The 14752-nt window shown below is 73.9% G+C and carries 15 protein-coding genes and 2 pseudogenes; 6 read left to right on the top strand and 11 right to left on the bottom strand.

The window, feature by feature from the left end; translation table 11 throughout:
* The 3 genes from GA0070617_RS26555 (at position 1) to GA0070617_RS26565 (ending at position 3191) form a co-directional block, all read left to right on the top strand.
* Positions 1-1266 carry a sensor histidine kinase gene (locus tag GA0070617_RS26555; protein WP_091444514.1) on the top strand — a complete coding sequence of 422 codons (1266 nt, stop codon included), beginning with the start codon at positions 1-3 and terminating at the stop codon, positions 1264-1266.
* Positions 1267-1505: 239 nt separating this feature from the next.
* Positions 1506-2129 carry a response regulator transcription factor gene (locus GA0070617_RS26560; RefSeq protein WP_091447484.1) on the top strand — a complete coding sequence of 208 codons (624 nt, stop codon included), beginning with the start codon at positions 1506-1508 and terminating at the stop codon, positions 2127-2129.
* A gap of 90 nt (positions 2130-2219) precedes the next feature.
* Positions 2220-3191 (top strand): helix-turn-helix transcriptional regulator, encoded by a 972-nt coding sequence (locus GA0070617_RS26565; protein WP_091444517.1) that lies wholly within the window; start codon positions 2220-2222, stop codon positions 3189-3191.
* A gap of 171 nt (positions 3192-3362) precedes the next feature.
* Here the strand turns inward: GA0070617_RS26565 and GA0070617_RS26570 are convergent, their stop codons facing one another.
* The 5 genes and pseudogenes from GA0070617_RS26570 to GA0070617_RS26590 form a co-directional block, all read right to left on the bottom strand.
* Entirely contained in the window at positions 3363-4280 is a 918-nt protein-coding gene (locus GA0070617_RS26570) for an SDR family oxidoreductase (RefSeq protein WP_091444520.1), read from the bottom strand.
* Between the two features lie 36 nt (positions 4281-4316).
* Positions 4317-5219 (bottom strand): alpha/beta fold hydrolase, encoded by a 903-nt coding sequence (locus tag GA0070617_RS26575; RefSeq protein ID WP_091444523.1) that lies wholly within the window; start codon positions 5217-5219, stop codon positions 4317-4319.
* Complete coding sequence (locus GA0070617_RS26580) at positions 5216-5533, bottom strand: DUF2516 family protein (RefSeq protein WP_091444526.1); 318 nt, start codon at positions 5531-5533, stop codon at positions 5216-5218. The genes GA0070617_RS26575 and GA0070617_RS26580 overlap by 4 nt, the downstream gene beginning before the upstream one ends.
* Positions 5534-6399: 866 nt before the next feature.
* Positions 6400-6681: pseudogene (locus GA0070617_RS32235) on the bottom strand (hypothetical protein); the annotation flags it as partial.
* 592 nt (positions 6682-7273) lie between these two features.
* Positions 7274-7646 (bottom strand): annotated as a pseudogene (locus GA0070617_RS26590) (helix-turn-helix domain-containing protein); the annotation flags it as partial.
* Positions 7647-7769: 123 nt separating this feature from the next.
* Here GA0070617_RS26590 and GA0070617_RS26595 point away from each other — a divergent pair.
* Positions 7770-8582 (top strand): alpha/beta fold hydrolase, encoded by an 813-nt coding sequence (locus tag GA0070617_RS26595; RefSeq protein WP_091444529.1) that lies wholly within the window; start codon positions 7770-7772, stop codon positions 8580-8582.
* Positions 8583-8645: 63 nt separating this feature from the next.
* On the opposite strand, the gene GA0070617_RS26600 is transcribed toward GA0070617_RS26595, so the two are convergent.
* The 4 genes from GA0070617_RS26600 to GA0070617_RS26615 all read right to left on the bottom strand — a co-directional run bounded on the left by GA0070617_RS26600 (position 8646) and on the right by GA0070617_RS26615 (position 12321).
* A complete protein-coding gene (locus GA0070617_RS26600; RefSeq protein WP_091444532.1) occupies positions 8646-9605 on the bottom strand; it encodes an asparaginase in 960 nt (319 codons plus the stop codon).
* 171 nt (positions 9606-9776) lie between these two features.
* Entirely contained in the window at positions 9777-10604 is an 828-nt protein-coding gene (locus GA0070617_RS26605) for a beta-keto acid cleavage family enzyme (RefSeq protein ID WP_091444536.1), read from the bottom strand.
* Positions 10605-10783: 179 nt separating this feature from the next.
* The gene (ygfZ, locus tag GA0070617_RS26610; RefSeq protein WP_091444539.1) at positions 10784-11896 is read right to left on the bottom strand and encodes a CAF17-like 4Fe-4S cluster assembly/insertion protein YgfZ; all 1113 of its coding nucleotides are present in this window, start codon (positions 11894-11896) and stop codon (positions 10784-10786) included.
* A complete protein-coding gene (locus GA0070617_RS26615; RefSeq protein WP_091444543.1) occupies positions 11893-12321 on the bottom strand; it encodes a Fur family transcriptional regulator in 429 nt (142 codons plus the stop codon). The genes ygfZ and GA0070617_RS26615 overlap by 4 nt, the downstream gene beginning before the upstream one ends.
* Positions 12322-12521: 200 nt before the next feature.
* On the opposite strand from GA0070617_RS26615, the gene GA0070617_RS26620 reads away from it, so the two are divergent.
* Positions 12522-13361 (top strand): aminotransferase class IV, encoded by an 840-nt coding sequence (locus GA0070617_RS26620; protein WP_091447487.1) that lies wholly within the window; start codon positions 12522-12524, stop codon positions 13359-13361.
* Positions 13362-13602: 241 nt separating this feature from the next.
* Here GA0070617_RS26620 and GA0070617_RS26625 read toward each other — a convergent pair whose 3' ends face one another.
* Positions 13603-14193, bottom strand: coding sequence for a heme-binding beta-barrel domain-containing protein (locus tag GA0070617_RS26625; RefSeq protein WP_091444547.1), 591 nt, complete (start codon positions 14191-14193; stop codon positions 13603-13605).
* A 55-nt stretch (positions 14194-14248) separates the two neighbouring features.
* Positions 14249-14353: a small membrane protein MtfM gene (mtfM, locus tag GA0070617_RS32095; protein ID WP_268239705.1), complete on the bottom strand. Its 105-nt coding sequence runs from the start codon at positions 14351-14353 to the stop codon at positions 14249-14251.
* A gap of 12 nt (positions 14354-14365) precedes the next feature.
* On the opposite strand from mtfM, the gene GA0070617_RS26630 reads away from it, so the two are divergent.
* Complete coding sequence (locus GA0070617_RS26630) at positions 14366-14740, top strand: DsrE family protein (protein WP_091444551.1); 375 nt, start codon at positions 14366-14368, stop codon at positions 14738-14740.
* The last annotated feature ends 12 nt before the right edge of the window (positions 14741-14752 follow it).

A 14752-nucleotide genomic window follows, 5' to 3' on the forward strand; every position in this document is an offset into this window, starting at 1 on the left:
GTGACCAGCGCCGCCGAGCAGGTCGCCGGGCTCGCCGCGTGGCAGGCCCACGAGGCCCGACTGCACCGCGTGGTGCCGTACGCGGGACTGGTCCTGGGGTCGGTGTTGAGCATCTTCGCGGCGGCCCCCGGCAGCCTCCCGCTGACCGTGTCGCTGCCCGTCGCCCTGGTGGCCGCCGGCTGGGTCGGCTGGTTCGTCGACCTGCATCCCGGCTGGCGGCAGCGGCGCCGGCTGATGGCCGGGTACTACCTCGGGCTGCTCGCGTTCGCCGCCGTGCTGATCGTCGCCAGTCCCTGGTACGGCTTCTTCGCCTGGGCCGGTTTCCTGCACGCCGGCCTGGCGCTACGCGGCCGGTGGCGGCTCGCCGGGGTCGGCGCCTGCGCGGTGCTGGTCGCCACCGCGCAGAGCGCCGGCCCACCCGACTCCCTGGCACACTGGCTGCTCTGGGCGGTGCTGGTGCTGTTCAACGTGGGGGTGGCCGGCGGGGTCACCTGGTTCAGCACGCTCAACGACCGGCAGCACGCCCTACGCAAGAAGCTGGTCGAGGAGCTGGCCGAGGCGAACCACCGGCTGGCCGAGACCATGCGGGAGAACGAGGGGCTGCACGCCCAGCTGCTCACCCAGGCCCGGGAGGCCGGCGTGCTGGACGAACGGCAGCGGATGGCCCGGGAGATCCACGACACCCTGGCCCAGGGGCTCACCGGCATCATCACCCAGCTGGCCGCCGCCGGCCAGGCCCGGGACCGGCCCGCCGACTGGCAGCGGCACGTGGACACCGCGGTCGCGCTGGCCCGGGAGAGCCTCACCGAGGCCCGCCGCTCGGTCCGGGCGGTACGCCCCGAACCGCTGGAGACGGCCCGGCTCCCCGAGGTCCTGACCGACCTGGTACGCCGCTGGTCGACGATCAACGAGGTGCCCGGTGAGGTGCACACCACCGGTACGCCCCGCCCCCTGCACCCGGAGGTCGAGGTGACCCTGCTGCGGGCCGCCCAGGAGGCGCTGGCCAACGCCGCCCGGCACGCCGATCCGACCCGGGTCCGACTCACCCTGTCGTACATGGCCGACGAGGTGACCCTGGACGTCCGCGACGACGGCAAGGGCTTCGACGACGACGGCGATCGGACCACGGCGGACGGTGGCTTCGGGCTGGCCGCCATGCGGCAACGGGTGACCGGGGTGGGTGGCCGGCTGGCCGTCGAGTCCGAGCCGGGCGTCGGGACCGCCGTCTCGGCCAGCGTGCCCGCTCTACCAGGCGCGGTCGGATGATCCCCGGCGGCCCGGCCGGGGACCGGCAGGCGGGTCCCGGCGGCCCGGCCGGGGACCGGCAGGCGGGTCCCGGCCGCCCGGCCGGGGACGGTGGGACGAGTCCCGGCCGCCCGGCCGGGGACGGTGGGACGGGTTCCGGCCGCCCGGCCGGGGACAGTGGGACGGGTTCCGGCCGCCCGGCCGGGGACAGTGGGACGGGTGCCGGCTCCGGTGGTGGTGCCGGGCCGGATCCGGTACGCCTGCTGATCGTCGACGACCATCCGGTGGTCCGGGACGGCCTGCGCGGCATGTTCGCCGGCGACCCGGGGTTCGAGGTCGTCGGCGAGGCCCGGGACGGTGCCGAGGCGCTCGCCCTGGCCGCCACGTACCACCCGGACGTGGTCCTGATGGACCTGCGGATGCCGGGCATGGACGGAGTCACCGCGATCGGCCGGCTGGCCCGGTCCGCGCCGACGGTCCGGGTACTCGTGCTGACCACGTACGACACCGACGCCGACGTGCTGCCGGCGATCGAGGCCGGGGCCACCGGTTACCTGCTCAAGGACGCGCCCCGGGACGAGCTGGTCCGGGCGGTACGGGCGGCAGCCCGGGGCGAGTCGGTGCTCTCCCCCACCGTCGCCGGACGGCTCATGGGCCACCTGCGCGCCCCGGCCGCCGAGCCACTGAGCCAACGGGAACTGGAGGTGCTGACCCTGGTGGCCCGGGGCTCGTCCAACCGGGAGGCCGCCGCCCGACTGTTCATCAGCGAGGCCACCGTCAAGACCCACCTGCTGCACGTCTACGCCAAACTCGGCGTCAACGACCGGGCCGCCGCGGTCGCCGCCGCCTACGACCGCCGCCTCCTAACCCCCCGCCCCTGGTAAGGAAGGGCCCCTTGTTAACGCATTCGGTAGAGCGGGGCACCCCTCTCACGACCGCCCGTTAACAAGGGGCCCTTCCTTCACAATGGGTGGGTGCGGGCGGCCAGGTTGATCTCGATGGTGTTGCTGTTGCAGGCGCGGGAGACGATGACCGCCGCCGAACTGGCCGAGGAGCTGGAGGTCTCCGAGCGGACCGTGTACCGGGACGTGCTGGCGCTCTCCGCGGCCGGGGTGCCGGTCTACGCCGACCGGGGGCCCTCCGGCGGGTACCGGCTGCTCGGCGGGTACCGCACCCGGCTGACCGGGCTCAGCCGGGACGAGGCGGAGGCGCTTTTCCTGGCCGGGCTGACGGGGCCGGTCAGCGAGATGGGGCTCGCCGAGGCGGTTGCCGCCGCCGAGTTGAAGCTGCTCGCGGCGCTTCCGCCCACCCTGCGCGACGCTCCGGCCCGTACCGGTCAACGTTTTCACCTCGACGTACCGGGCTGGTTCCGGGAGTCCGCCGCACCACCGTGGTTGACCGAGCTGGCGCGGGCGGTCTGGCAGGACCGGATCGTCGCGCTGCGCTACCGGCGCGGCGACCGGGAGGTGCTCCGCAGCGTGCAGCCGTACGGCCTGGTGCTCAAGGGCGGGATCTGGTACCTCGTCGGGCGGGTCGGCACGGCGCTGCGGACGTACCGGGTGGACCGGGTGACCGACGTCGAGGTGGGTGCGGAGACGTTCGACCGGGACGAGGGGTTCGACCTGGGCGCGCACTGGCGGGAGCGAGCCGCCGGGTTCCTGCGGCAGATGCTGTCCGAACGGGTCACCCTACGGGTCAGCCCGACCGGCGTACGGATGCTGCACCACCTGGTGGACGCCCCGTTCGTCTTCGCCGAGGCGGTCGCCGCCGCCGACGGGCCCGACGGGCAGGGCTGGGCGGTGCTGCGGCTGCCCGTCGAGTCCGTGGAGGTGGCGTACCACCAGTTGTTGGGCCTGGGCCCGGAGGTGGAGGTGCTGGACCCGCCCGAGTTGCGCGACCTGTTCGCCGACGCGGCCCACCGGTCAGCACGACTGTACGGAGTTTGAAGCGCGGCTTACGGAGCGGCAGTAGCGCGCGGCACTACGCACCGGCGGTAGCGCGCGGCACTATGCACCCGGCGGTAGTGCGCGGCGCTGAGCACCCGGCGGTAGTGCGCGGCACTGCGGAGGTTAGAAGGGGCCCCTTCTATACCGAAAGCGTTAACAGGGGGCCCTTCCTTACCGGTAGCCGGTGGGGTTGGCGGGGTGGCCGGGCTCCTGGACCTCCAGCATGTAGCGCCAGGCGTCGGGGCGGCTGCCGTCGAGGTCGGTGAAGCCGTACACCTTGGCCAGCTCGCCGCTGGACGTGGACCGCCCGTTCCACCGGGCCCGGTCGGGGTCGGCGGCGAGGGCGGCCACCGCCCGGCCGACGAAGGCGGGGCTCTCCGAGATGACGAAGTGCGGCTCCCTGGCGGCGGCGTCCCGCCAGTTGCTCTCGGTGACACCGAAGTGGTCGAGCATCGCCTCCGACCGTAGCCAGCCGGGGGTGACCGCCACGGCGGTGCAGCCGTGCGGCTCCAGCTCCTTGGCCTGGGCGAACGCGAGCCGGTTCACCGACGTCTTGGCCAGGTCGTAGAAGACCGAGAGGCGGTAGTTGGCCTCGTTGTACTCGGTGGTGCCGTCGCCGATCTCCACCAGCAGTCCGCCCGGGTTGCGGATCAGCAGGGGCAGCGCGAAGTGGCTGGTGATCAGGTGGGTGTCGACGGCCAGCCGGAGGGTGCGCAGGCCGGCGTCGAGTGGCTGTTCCCAGACCGGCCGCTCCCAGGTGATCAGCGGGTCGGCCCCCCAGATGTCGTTTACCAGGACGTCGAGCCGGCCCTGTTCGGCGTCGATCCGCTCGACCAGGGCGCGTACCTGGTCGGGCTCCAGGTGGTCGACCACGACGGCGATGCCGGTGCCGCCGGCGGCGGTGACCAGTTCGGCGGTCTCCTCGATGGTCTCCGGCCGGTTCAGCTCGGAACGGCCGGCCCGGCTGCTGCGTCCGGTGGCGTAGACGGTGGCGCCGGCCGCCCCGAGCTGCACCGCGATCTGTCGGCCGGCGCCCCGGGTCGCCCCGGCGACCAGGGCCACGGCACCGGTGAGTGGTTGTGCTGTCATACCGGCGACGATGCCAGGGGTACCTGACAGACCACGTCAGTCTTTGTGCGCGGCCTCGTTGAGAAATTCGGAGATCCTGGCGCGCAGGTCGGCACGTTCGGACCAGAGCACCCCCGGTCGGTCGTACACGTGCAGCTCGGCGCCGGGCAGGGCGGCGGCCAGCTCCTCGGCGACCGGCACCGGGTGCAGGTCGTCACCGGCGCAGCCGATCACCAGCGCCGGCGCGGTGACCGCCGACAGCGCCGCCCGGTCGGGCAGGGGCACCTGGTCGGCGAGGGTGGCCAGGCCCGGCGCGAGACCGTCGCGCAGCAGGTGGTCGAGGCGTTGACGCAGGTACGACCAGCCGGCCGGGGTGTTACGCACCGCCGGCGGCAGCTCGACCGAGACCACCTCGGCGACCACCGAGGCGTCCCCGCTGGCGACCGCGTCGAGCAGGTCGGTGATCCGTTCCCGGGCCACCGCGCCGCGCGGCTGGTCGAGGGCCGCGGGCAGGAAGAGGACCAGCCGGTCGAAGCGCTGCGGGCTCTCGGCCAGCAGCCGGCAGAGCGCTCCCGCGCCCAGGCTCGCCCCGAACGCCCGCGTCGCGCCGCCCAGGTCGGCGATCGCGCGCAGGTCCCGGGCCAGATCGTGGTACGTCCAGGTGCCCGGCGGCGCGTCGGAACGGCCGTGTCCCCGGAACTGGAAGAAGATCCGGCGACCGGTCACCCCGCTGCCGAACGGCCGGGTGGTGGCGATGCCGTTGCCCAACCCGTGCGCGAAGACGGTGACCGGCGTGCCGGTGCCGGTGGTCAACTGCTCCAGGCGTACGCCGTGTGGCGTGGTGACCAGGTCGGTGTCCGGATCGGGCAGGGCGGGTCGACCGGTACGCGGGCCACCGGGGCCGGGGCCGGCGAGGCGCGGGCCGCCGTCGGGCGGAGGCGGCCAGCGGAAACCTCTCACCAGGACCCTCGACCGCCGTCGCTCAGGTCGCGCAACCCGACCCGGACGTCCAGCAGGTAGATGAGGCCCGCCGCGATGCCGACCAGGCCGAAGAGGCTGATCGGGCCGAAGCCGAGCAGGGTCAGCACCAGGCAGACCGCCAGGATGGCGATCCAGCCCCCCTTGGGCAGCGTGCCGATGGCGGGGAACGCGTCGGACCGCTGGGTGATGGCGTGCACCAACGCGACACCCTGGACGATCAACGCGAAGACGAGCAGGATCAGCTCGATCACGTCGCGGACGTGGAGAAAGAAAATCGGCGCGGCGTAGGCCATGCCGGCAAGCTTATGCCGACGACCCCGGAAACGTCCCACCTGACGCTTCCGGGGTCACCGGTGTGACGCTGCTATTCGGCGGCCGGGCGGGTCCGCTTCGTACCCTTGGCGGGCTTCGCCGGGGCGGTGTCCCCGGCCGCCGCACCGGCAGCCCGCGCCCGGGTGGTCCCGGTGGTGGCCGACCTGCCGGCCGACTTGCCACCGCTCTCCGTCGTGCCCTTGGTCGTGGTGGCCTTGGCCCGCGTGGCCTTGGTCGTGGCGGACTTCGAGGCGTCGGCCTTGGCAGTGGCGGACTTGGTGGTGTCGGACTTGGTCGTGTCGGCCTTGGTCGTGTCGGACTTGGCAGTGTCGGCCTTGGTTTTCACGGCCTTGGTGGCCGTGGTGACCCGGGTCCGGCCGGCCTTCGCGGCGGCCGGCTTGGCGTCCACCACCTCCGCCACGGCGGCCGGCGTGGGCACCTCGCCCGGCGCGGCGGCTGGCGCGGACTTCCCAGCCGGCGCGGTGGCCGGCTTCGTCGCGCTGGTGTCGACGGCGCTCTCGGTCGCCTCGATGTCGGCGTTCACCGTCTCGGCGGCCTCCAGCACGCCGGTGCCGACGACCCGTTCACCCCGGGCGACCAGCGCACCGTACGCGGCCAGCGCCCGCTGCTGGGCGGTGACGAACGCCACGGCCGCGTTGCGGGTGGCCGCCTCGCGCAGCCGGTCCACGTCCGCCGCGTGCCGCAACCGGTCCAGGTCGGCGACCTCGCGCAGCCGGACCGGGTCCGCCACCTCACGCAACCGGTCCGGATCCGCCAACTGTCGCAGCCGGTTGACCTCGGCCATCCCGCGCAGCCGGTGCTGGTCCACGGTCTCCCGCAGCCGGTCCAGGTCGACGGCCTCCCGCAGCCGGTCCAGGTCGGCCGGGGAGACGCCCTTCTCGCGGAGACCGGCGGCGGTCTGGTTGGCCGTCCGGAACGTCTCGGTGGCCTTCGCACGCAGCTCGAATCCGGTGACGACGGCCTTGCCACCCAGCTCGGCGGCGACCCGACCGCCCAGGTCGGACACCACCGTCGGCAGCTTGCGCAGCTGCTGGTACGCCAACTCGCCGGCGCCGGCGGCGGCGTAGAGCGGGGCCGGGATGCGGTTGGTCTTCGGCTGGGTCATCACTTCTCCTCCTCGGCCGCCGAGGCGGCCTGCTCGTCGGTCTGCTTCGCGGACGTACCGCGGGTGGTTCGGCCGGCTGCCCCGATCGGGCCCGACGCGGCGGCGGAACTGGCCGTTTCGGCCTGGCTGGACGGTTCGGCCTGGCTGGACGGTTCGCGCTGGTCCGACGTGGGGGCGGGTGCCTGGCCGGCCTCGCTCACCGCCACCGACTCCAGGACCGCCTCGGTCGGCGTACCCGCCGGGGTGGTGGGTCCGGTCGCCGCCGGCGTCACGGTCGCCGGAGCCGACGGCGCGGCAGCCGGCACCACGGTCTCCCCGGGCGTCGCGGCCTCGGCCGGCGCCGCCTGGGCCGACGCTGCCTCGGCCGACGCTGCCTCGGCCGACGCTGCCTCGGCGGGCGCTACCTGGGCCGACGCTGCCTCGGCGGGCGCTGCCTCGGCGGGCGCTGCCTCGGCGGGCGCTGCCTCGGCGCGAACCGTCTCGGGCCGCGCGACGGGCGTCGCCCCGGACTCCGTGGCCGCGGGCTGCGTCGCCCCGGACTCCGTGGCCGCGGGCTGTGCCACCCCGGATCGCGCGGCCTCGGACTGAACAGCCTCGGACTGGGCGGCGGCGGTGGCCTCGGCGAGGCGGCTGTTCTCCCGCCGGAACGTCTCGTAGATCTGGGTCAGCGACTGCTTCTGCGCCATCGTCAGATCGGCGTCGACCGCGATCGCCGCGAGCACGCCCTGCCCCTCCTTGTCGTCGAGGAGCCCGGCCCGCAGGTACATCGCCGGCGTGGAGACCCGCAGCGCGCTGGCGAGTTGCTGGAGCACCTCGGCGCTGGGCTTGCGTAGCCCGCGCTCGACCTGGCTGAGGTACGGGTTGCTCACCCCGGCCTGCTCGGCGAGTTGACGTAGCGAGATCTTCGCGTTGTGGCGCAGGTCGCGAATGAATCCGCCGACGTCGGGAAGGTCCTTTCCAGTGGCCATGACCTCGACGCTAGCGACCCGCGCTAGCTCCTGCAAGCAAAACGCTAACCTCAGTTAGCAAGGTCTCAGGGCCCGCCGGACCCCGCGCTTGCGAACCACCCGATCGGTACGTACCGTCCACCGGTGCCCAAGATCGACGTCAACGGTGCCCGGCTCGGATACGACGACACCGGTACCGGAACACCCCTGGTGCTGCTGCACGCCGGCATCGCCGACCGGCGGATGTGGCGGGAGCAGCTTCTCGCCCTGGCCGACCGGCACCGGGTGATCGTGCCCGACCTGCGCGGGTACGGGGAATCCGAGCTGCCGCAGACGGAGTTCGCCCACCACGACGACGTGGCGGCGCTGCTGGCCGCGCTCGACATCCCACGGGCGGTCCTGGTGGGCTGCTCGTTCGGCGGGGCAGTGGCGATCGACACCGCGCTGGCCCACCCGGAGCGGGTCGCCGGCCTCGCCCTGTTCGGTACCGCCGTCTCCGGGCACGAGTGGTCCGAGGAGACCAACGACCTCTGGGAGGAACTGGTAGGCGAGGTCGACCCGGCGGACCTCGCGGCCAACGCCGCCGCGGAGGTGCGGTTCTGGGTGGTCGGCCCGGGCCGACGCCCCGAGCAGGTCGATCCGGGACTCCTCGCCCTCGCCGAGGAGATGGACCGGCGCGCCCTCGCCGCCGAGCTGGCGCTCAGCGCCGTCGACCTGGCCGAACTCGACCCACCGGCGATCGGGCGCCTCGCCGACCTGCGGGTACCGGTGCTGGTCACCGCCGGCGCGGCGGACGTACCGGAGATCAGCCGGCTCGCCGACCGGATCGCCGCCGAGGCCCCGTACGCGCTGCGCCACCCCGACGTCCCCGACGCCGGCCACCTGCTGCCCCTGGAACGCCCCGAGGCGGTCAACCGCATCCTGCTCGACTTCCTCACCGGCATCGACCGGGCCTGAGGCGAGGAGCCCGGGTACGTCACCGGAGGGGCCGGACCGCCCCACCGGCACGACCCGGGTACGTCACCAGAGGGGCCGGACCGCCCCCACCGGCACGCCGCCGCCGAAGAGGGGCAGTTCGGCGTACTCCTGCAGGATCGGAGCAGCCACCCCGAGCCGGTGCAACGCCGAGACCAGCACCGGCATCCGGGGCCGCCCCGCCCCATCGTCGATCTTGAGGGCGACCGCTCCGACGTCCGGCAGTGCCACGGCGATCACGCCTTCCGCGCCCACCTTCGCCAGCGCACCGGGCACGCCCCGCATCAGCCGGGTGTCCTCGGCCTCGGTACCGCCGACCAGCTCGGGGTGGGCCCGCATCGCGTCGGCGACGGCCCGTTCGGCCGAACCCGGCTCGGCGTGGACCAACCGCAGGTACGCGCCGGCCAGCCCGGTCAGCGAGAACGCGTGCACCGGCGCACCGCAGCCGTCGACCCCGACCGCGGCGACCTGCTCACCGGTGAGCTCCTCGACGGTGGCGCGCAGCCGTTGCTGCAGCGGATGCCCCTCCCGCCAGTACCCGTCCAGCGGCCACCCGGCGGCGAGGCAGGTGAGCAGCATCCCGGCGTGCTTGCCCGAGCAGTTCATCTGCACCCGGGTCGGCCCACCGCCGGCCCGCAGCACAGCCTGCCGGGCGGCCTCACCGACCGGCAACTCCGGTGGGCAGTGCAGCGCCGACGGCTCCAGCCCGCCCCCGCGCAGCAGCCCGCCGACCCGGGCCAGGTGGAACTCCTCCCCGGCGTGACTGGCCGCCACCAGCGCCAGATCGGCCGGGTCGGTCAACCGCAGGCCGGCCCGGAGCATCCCGACCGCCTGCATCGGCTTGCTCGCCGACCGCGGAAAGACCGGCGAGGTCACGTCCCCCGCACCGGCCAGCACCGCACCCGAGGCGTCGAGCACCACCACCGAGCCGCGGTGCGACCCCTCCACGAAACCGGAGCGGACCACCTCGGCCAGCGGCACGCCACCCTCATACGTCTTCGCCACAAGCCAAAACGCTACCCACCGCCCCCGCACCCCCCGCACCCAAGGTAAGGAAGGGCCCCCTGTTAACGCTTTCGGTAGATCAGGGTTCCCCTCTCACATCGCCAGCGCCCTGGTGCCCGACTTCGCCGAGCGCGACGACGGGAGCCCGGAGACAGCGGTGGCAACGCAGCGTCAGAGGCCGAGCAGGGCGCGTGCCCCGGTGGTATCCAGCGGGGGACGCTGGGCCAGTTGGGCGAAGCCGACCGCGCGGGCGACGAGCTGCATGTTCGACTCGACCGGGCGTCCCTTGGCGTACGTCACGGTGTCCTCCATGCCGACCCGCAGGTGCCCGCCGGCCGACAGGGAGGCCAGCAACACCGCGATGGTGCTGCGACCGATGCCGGTGGCCGAGAACGTGGTGCCCTCCGGCAGGTCACGCAGCGCCTGGCGGCACGCCACCAGCGCCTCGGTGGTGCCCGGCATGCCGCCCGGCACGCCCATCACGAAGTCGACGTGCACGTGCCCACCGGCGGGCAGACCGTACCGGTCGAGCAGCCGCCGCAACGTGCTCAGGTGACCGAGATCGAAGATCTCGTACTCCGGCACGATGCCGCGCTCCTGCATCCGGGTGTGCAGGTCCACGACGAACTCCCACCGGTTGAGGAAGACGCCGTCGCCGAAGTTGACCGTTCCCATCGTGCAGGAGGCCATATCCGGCGCGGCGTCCAGGACGGCGAGCCGGGCGGCCTCCGGGTCGGTGACCGCGCCCCCGGTGGAGAGCTGCACGATCAGGTCCGTGCTCTCGCGCAGCGCGGTGACCGTCTCCCGCAGCCGGCCCGGGTCGAGCGTCGGCCTCGCGTCGTCGTCACGGACGTGGACGTGGATCACGGCGGCGCCGAGCGCCTCGCACTCCCGGGCGGTCAGCAGTAGCTCGTCGAGGGTCACCGGCAACGCCGGGACCTCCGCCTTCGCCGACTCCGCACCGGTCGGGGCAACCGTGATCAACGTCCCTGTCGTCATGCCGGCGATCCTAGACGCCCCACCCGGAGCCGGCCTCCCACCGCACCGCCCGTACGGAGCCGCCACCCACCACGGCCCCGGCCCGCGCCGCGCATCCAGCACCCCCGCCGCAAACTCAGCCCGCCCGGCGTTAGAAGGGGCCCCTTCCTATACAAAAAGCGTTAACAGGGGGCCCTTCCTTACACAGGGTCGATGGCGGCGGCGGTTTGGGCGACCAGGAGGTGGGCGTCGTCGGGGACGTTGCGCTTGAGCACCGCCAGGGCGACCTGGCCCAGCTCGTAGTGGTGCACGGCGGTGCCGACGAAACCGACCGGGCGGCCGTCGAGGGTCACCGGGGTGCCGGCGGCCGGCGGCTGGTCGGTGGTCACTCCGTCCAGGTGCAGCAGTACGAGTCGACGGGGCGGCCGGCCGAGGTTGTGCACCCGGGCCACCGTCTCCTGCCCCCGGTAGCACCCCTTCTCCAGGTGTACGGCGCGGGCGATCAGGTCCACCTCGGCCGGGATGGTCCGGTGGTCGGTGTCCACCCCGATCCGGGCCCGACGGGCGGCCACCCGGACCGCCTCGTACGCCCACAGCCCGGCCACCGGCACTCCCGCGTCCCGCAGGTCGGCGGCCACCTGTGCCATGGTGGCCCGGGGCACCAGCAGGTCCACGCCGAGCGGCACCCGTCGGGCCCACCCGCCGGCGGGCAGCGGCGCGACGGCGTACCGGACGGTCGGTCGGGCCGGCAGCTCACCGGTGCGGAACTTCGGACCGGGCACCGCGACGGCGTCGGGCTCGGCCAGCCCGCTCACGCCCAGCGTGGTGAGCGCACCGGTGGCCTGCGGCCCGACCAGGCTCAGCAGTGCCCACTCGGCGGTGGCGTCCCGCGGCTCGACCTTGCTGAAGAACCGCATCCGCTCCAGGTACGCCAGCAGGCCGGCGGTCATCCCGGGCTCGGTGTCCAGCCAGGTGGTCTCGCCGTCCTCGGCGACCATGGCGTGCTGCTCGACGTGCCCGTGCGGGGAGAGCACCAGCAGCTCGGTGCCCTCACCGGCGGTCAGGTCGGCCAGGTGCTGCGAGGTGAGGGTGTGCAGCCAGCTGGCGCGTTCCTCGCCGGGCACCGCGATCACTCCCCGGTGGGACCGGTCGACAAGTCCCACCCCGGTGGAGAGGGTCCGCTGCTCGCGCATCGGGTCGCCGTAGTGGGCGGCCACCGGCTGCACGCCGGCGGCGGCGTGCGCCGGGTCGGGCTGGTCCCGGGTCTGTTCGTCGATGGCCTCGGTGCTCACCGCTCCGGCGATGTCGATCATTTCTGGACCCCGTTCTGGCAGCGTACGCAGACGCCGAAGAGTGACACGTGGCCGATGTCGACGACGAACCCGCGCTCGGCGAGCAGCTGGTCGGCGAGCGGGCCGAAGTGCGCCGGGTCGACCTCGTCGACCGCCCCGCACTCCCGGCAGACCAGGTGCACGTGCTGATGTTCACCGGCCGCGTGGTAGGTCGGCGAGCCGTGCGAGAGGTGGGTGTGGGTGACCAGGCCGAGCCGTTCGAGCAGCTCCAACGTCCGGTAGATGGTGGTGATGTTCACTCCGGCGGCCACCTCACGGACCGCCGTGTGCACCTGCTCCGGGGTGGCGTGCCCCAGGTCCAGCACCGCCTGGAGGACCAGTTGGCGCTGCGGGGTCAGCCGCAGCCCGCGGGCCCGCAGCAGGTCGGCCAGGGAGGATTCGGACACCGTCCGATCATAGTTCGGCCCACGCCGGGCGGCCGGCCCGCGCAACGCTCCCGCCGGGCCACCGGACCGTGCGGCGGGGGCCCGGCGAGGCTCGGCGAGCGGACCGGACCGTACGGCGGGCGGACCGGTGCGGCGAGCGGACCGGTGCGGCGGGCGGACCGGACGGCGGTACCGGTGGCACGCCGGTACGCTCGGCGGTCGTGACGGCGGCGCGGGTGGCGGTGCTCGGTCGGGGGCTGGTACCGACCGGTGAGCCGGTGCTGCGCGGCGACGACCTGGGCGTACTGCACGGTGACGGCCTCTTCGAGACGATCCACCTGCGCGCCGGTCGGCCGTGGCTGCTCGACGAGCACCTGGACCGGTTGGGCCGGGCCGCCGTCCGGATGGCCCTGCCACTGCCGCCCCGAGAGGCTCTGGTCGAGCTGCTCGCGGCGGTCGCCGCCGGCTGGCCGGTCGAGGTCGAGGGGGCGTTGCGCCTGGTCTGCACCCGGGGCCCGGAGGGCGGCGGCCCACCGTCGGTGTTCGCCACCCTGGCCGAGGTCCCACCGGCGGCGCTGCGGGCCCGCCGCACCGGCATCGACGTGGTCACCCTCGCCCTGGGGGTACCGTCCACCGTCCGCCCCGACCTGGCCTGGCTACCGTCCGGCGTCAAGTCCACCTCGTACGCGGTCAACAGCGCCGCCCGCCGCTGGGCCGCCGGGCACGGCGCCGAGGACGTGCTCTGGGTCTCTACCGACGGGTACGCCCTGGAGGGGCCGAGCGCGAACGTGGTCTGGCTGGTCGGCGACACGCTGTGCACGGTGCCGGCAGACCGGACCGGGATCCTGCCCGGGGTGACCGCCCGTTGGCTGCTCGACCAGGCGCCGACGATCGGGCTCAGCCCCGCCGAACGCCTGGTCACCCCGGCGGAGCTGCGGGCCGCCGACGCCGTCTGGTTGACCTCGTCGGTGCGGGGCCTGGCCGAGGTCCGTACCCTCGACGGCCGGCGTCTCCCCCGCGCCCCGCAGGCCGTCGCCGACCTGGTCCACCCACCCACCTGACCGCCGACCCCGACAGGTGTCGGGCCTCGCCCGCCGTTGATCGACTCGGTTGAGCCGATATGGCGGTATCAAGGTGCCTCCGATACCGCCATATCTGCTCAACCGAGTCGATCAGCCGCTGCCGACGCGGGGAGAGGCGGCGCGGAAGCGGGGAGAGGCGGCGCGGGAGCGGTGGGTGGTGGGTGGTGGCGCGGGAGCGGTGGGTGGTGGGTGGTGGCGCGGAAGCGGTGGGTGGTGACGGTCAGCCCGCGACGCGGACCAGTCGGGCGGAGAGGTGCGGGGAGAGCGGATGGCCCACCCCGGCCATCTCCTGGGCGTAGAGCAGGGCACCGTCGACGATGCCGAAGAGGCGCTGCCCGGCGGTGACCTCCTTGGCGGTCGCGGTCCGGACCACCGCGTCGGTGACGAACTCGATCTGGGTGCCCTTGCGCTTGCCGACGTGCAGCTCCATCACGCCGGTCGGCACCGACATCAGCGCCTCCAGCTCGTCGGTGACCCGGTCGCCGTCCAGCACCGGTCGCCACCAGCCGACCTCCCGCCCGGCCGGGCGTACCGGCTGGCTCTGCTCGTCCAGCAGCCAGGCCCGGGACTCGTAGAACAGGAACGGCCGGCCGTCGTGGCTGATCCGGATCTCCTGCGCGAAGTCGAAGTCCTCGATGGTGGGGAAGCCGCCCCGGCCCCGGCCCCGCCAGACACCGACGTACGGCAGCAGAGCGTCCAACGAGGGGTGCAGCTTGGGACCGACCCGCAGGTCGTGGCTCTCCTCGTACGGGTACGGGTCGACCGGTGGCGCGTTCAACCACGGCGGCTGCAACGGATTCGCGTCACTCACAGGTTACTCTCCGTTCGCGACTGCGGGGCTCGCAGCACCGGCTCACTCCTCGCGCTCACAGGTTGCCTCTCGAAATGCGGACCGCCAGGTAGACCAGGCCGCCGGCGAGCGCGCCGAGACCCGCGACCAGCAGGCTGACGAACCCGATCTCGGTGACCATGCCGGCCATCCTATGCTGGGCGCCATGGCCCGCACTCTCGTCGTCAAGGCCACCGCCGGGGCGGACGCCCCGGAGCGGTGTGCCCAGGCTTTCACGGTCGCCGCCACCGCCGCCGCGGCCGGAGTGGACGTCTCGCTCTGGCTGACCGGCGAGTCCACCTGGTTCGTGCTGCCGGGGCGGGCCGCGCAGTTCGAGCTGCCGCACTCGGCGCCCCTGGCCGAACTGCTGCACGTCGTCCTCACCACCGGCCGGGTCACCGCGTGCACCCAGTGCGCCGCCCGCCGGGACATCGGCCCGGACGACGTGCTGCCGGGGGTACGCATCGCCGGTGCGGCGGTCTTCGTCGAGGAGATCATGGCCGACGACACCCGGTCGCTCGTCTACTGATCCCGAGCTGGG

Origin of the sequence: Micromonospora yangpuensis, assembly GCF_900091615.1 — a bacterium.
Taxonomy (GTDB): domain Bacteria; phylum Actinomycetota; class Actinomycetes; order Mycobacteriales; family Micromonosporaceae; genus Micromonospora; species Micromonospora yangpuensis.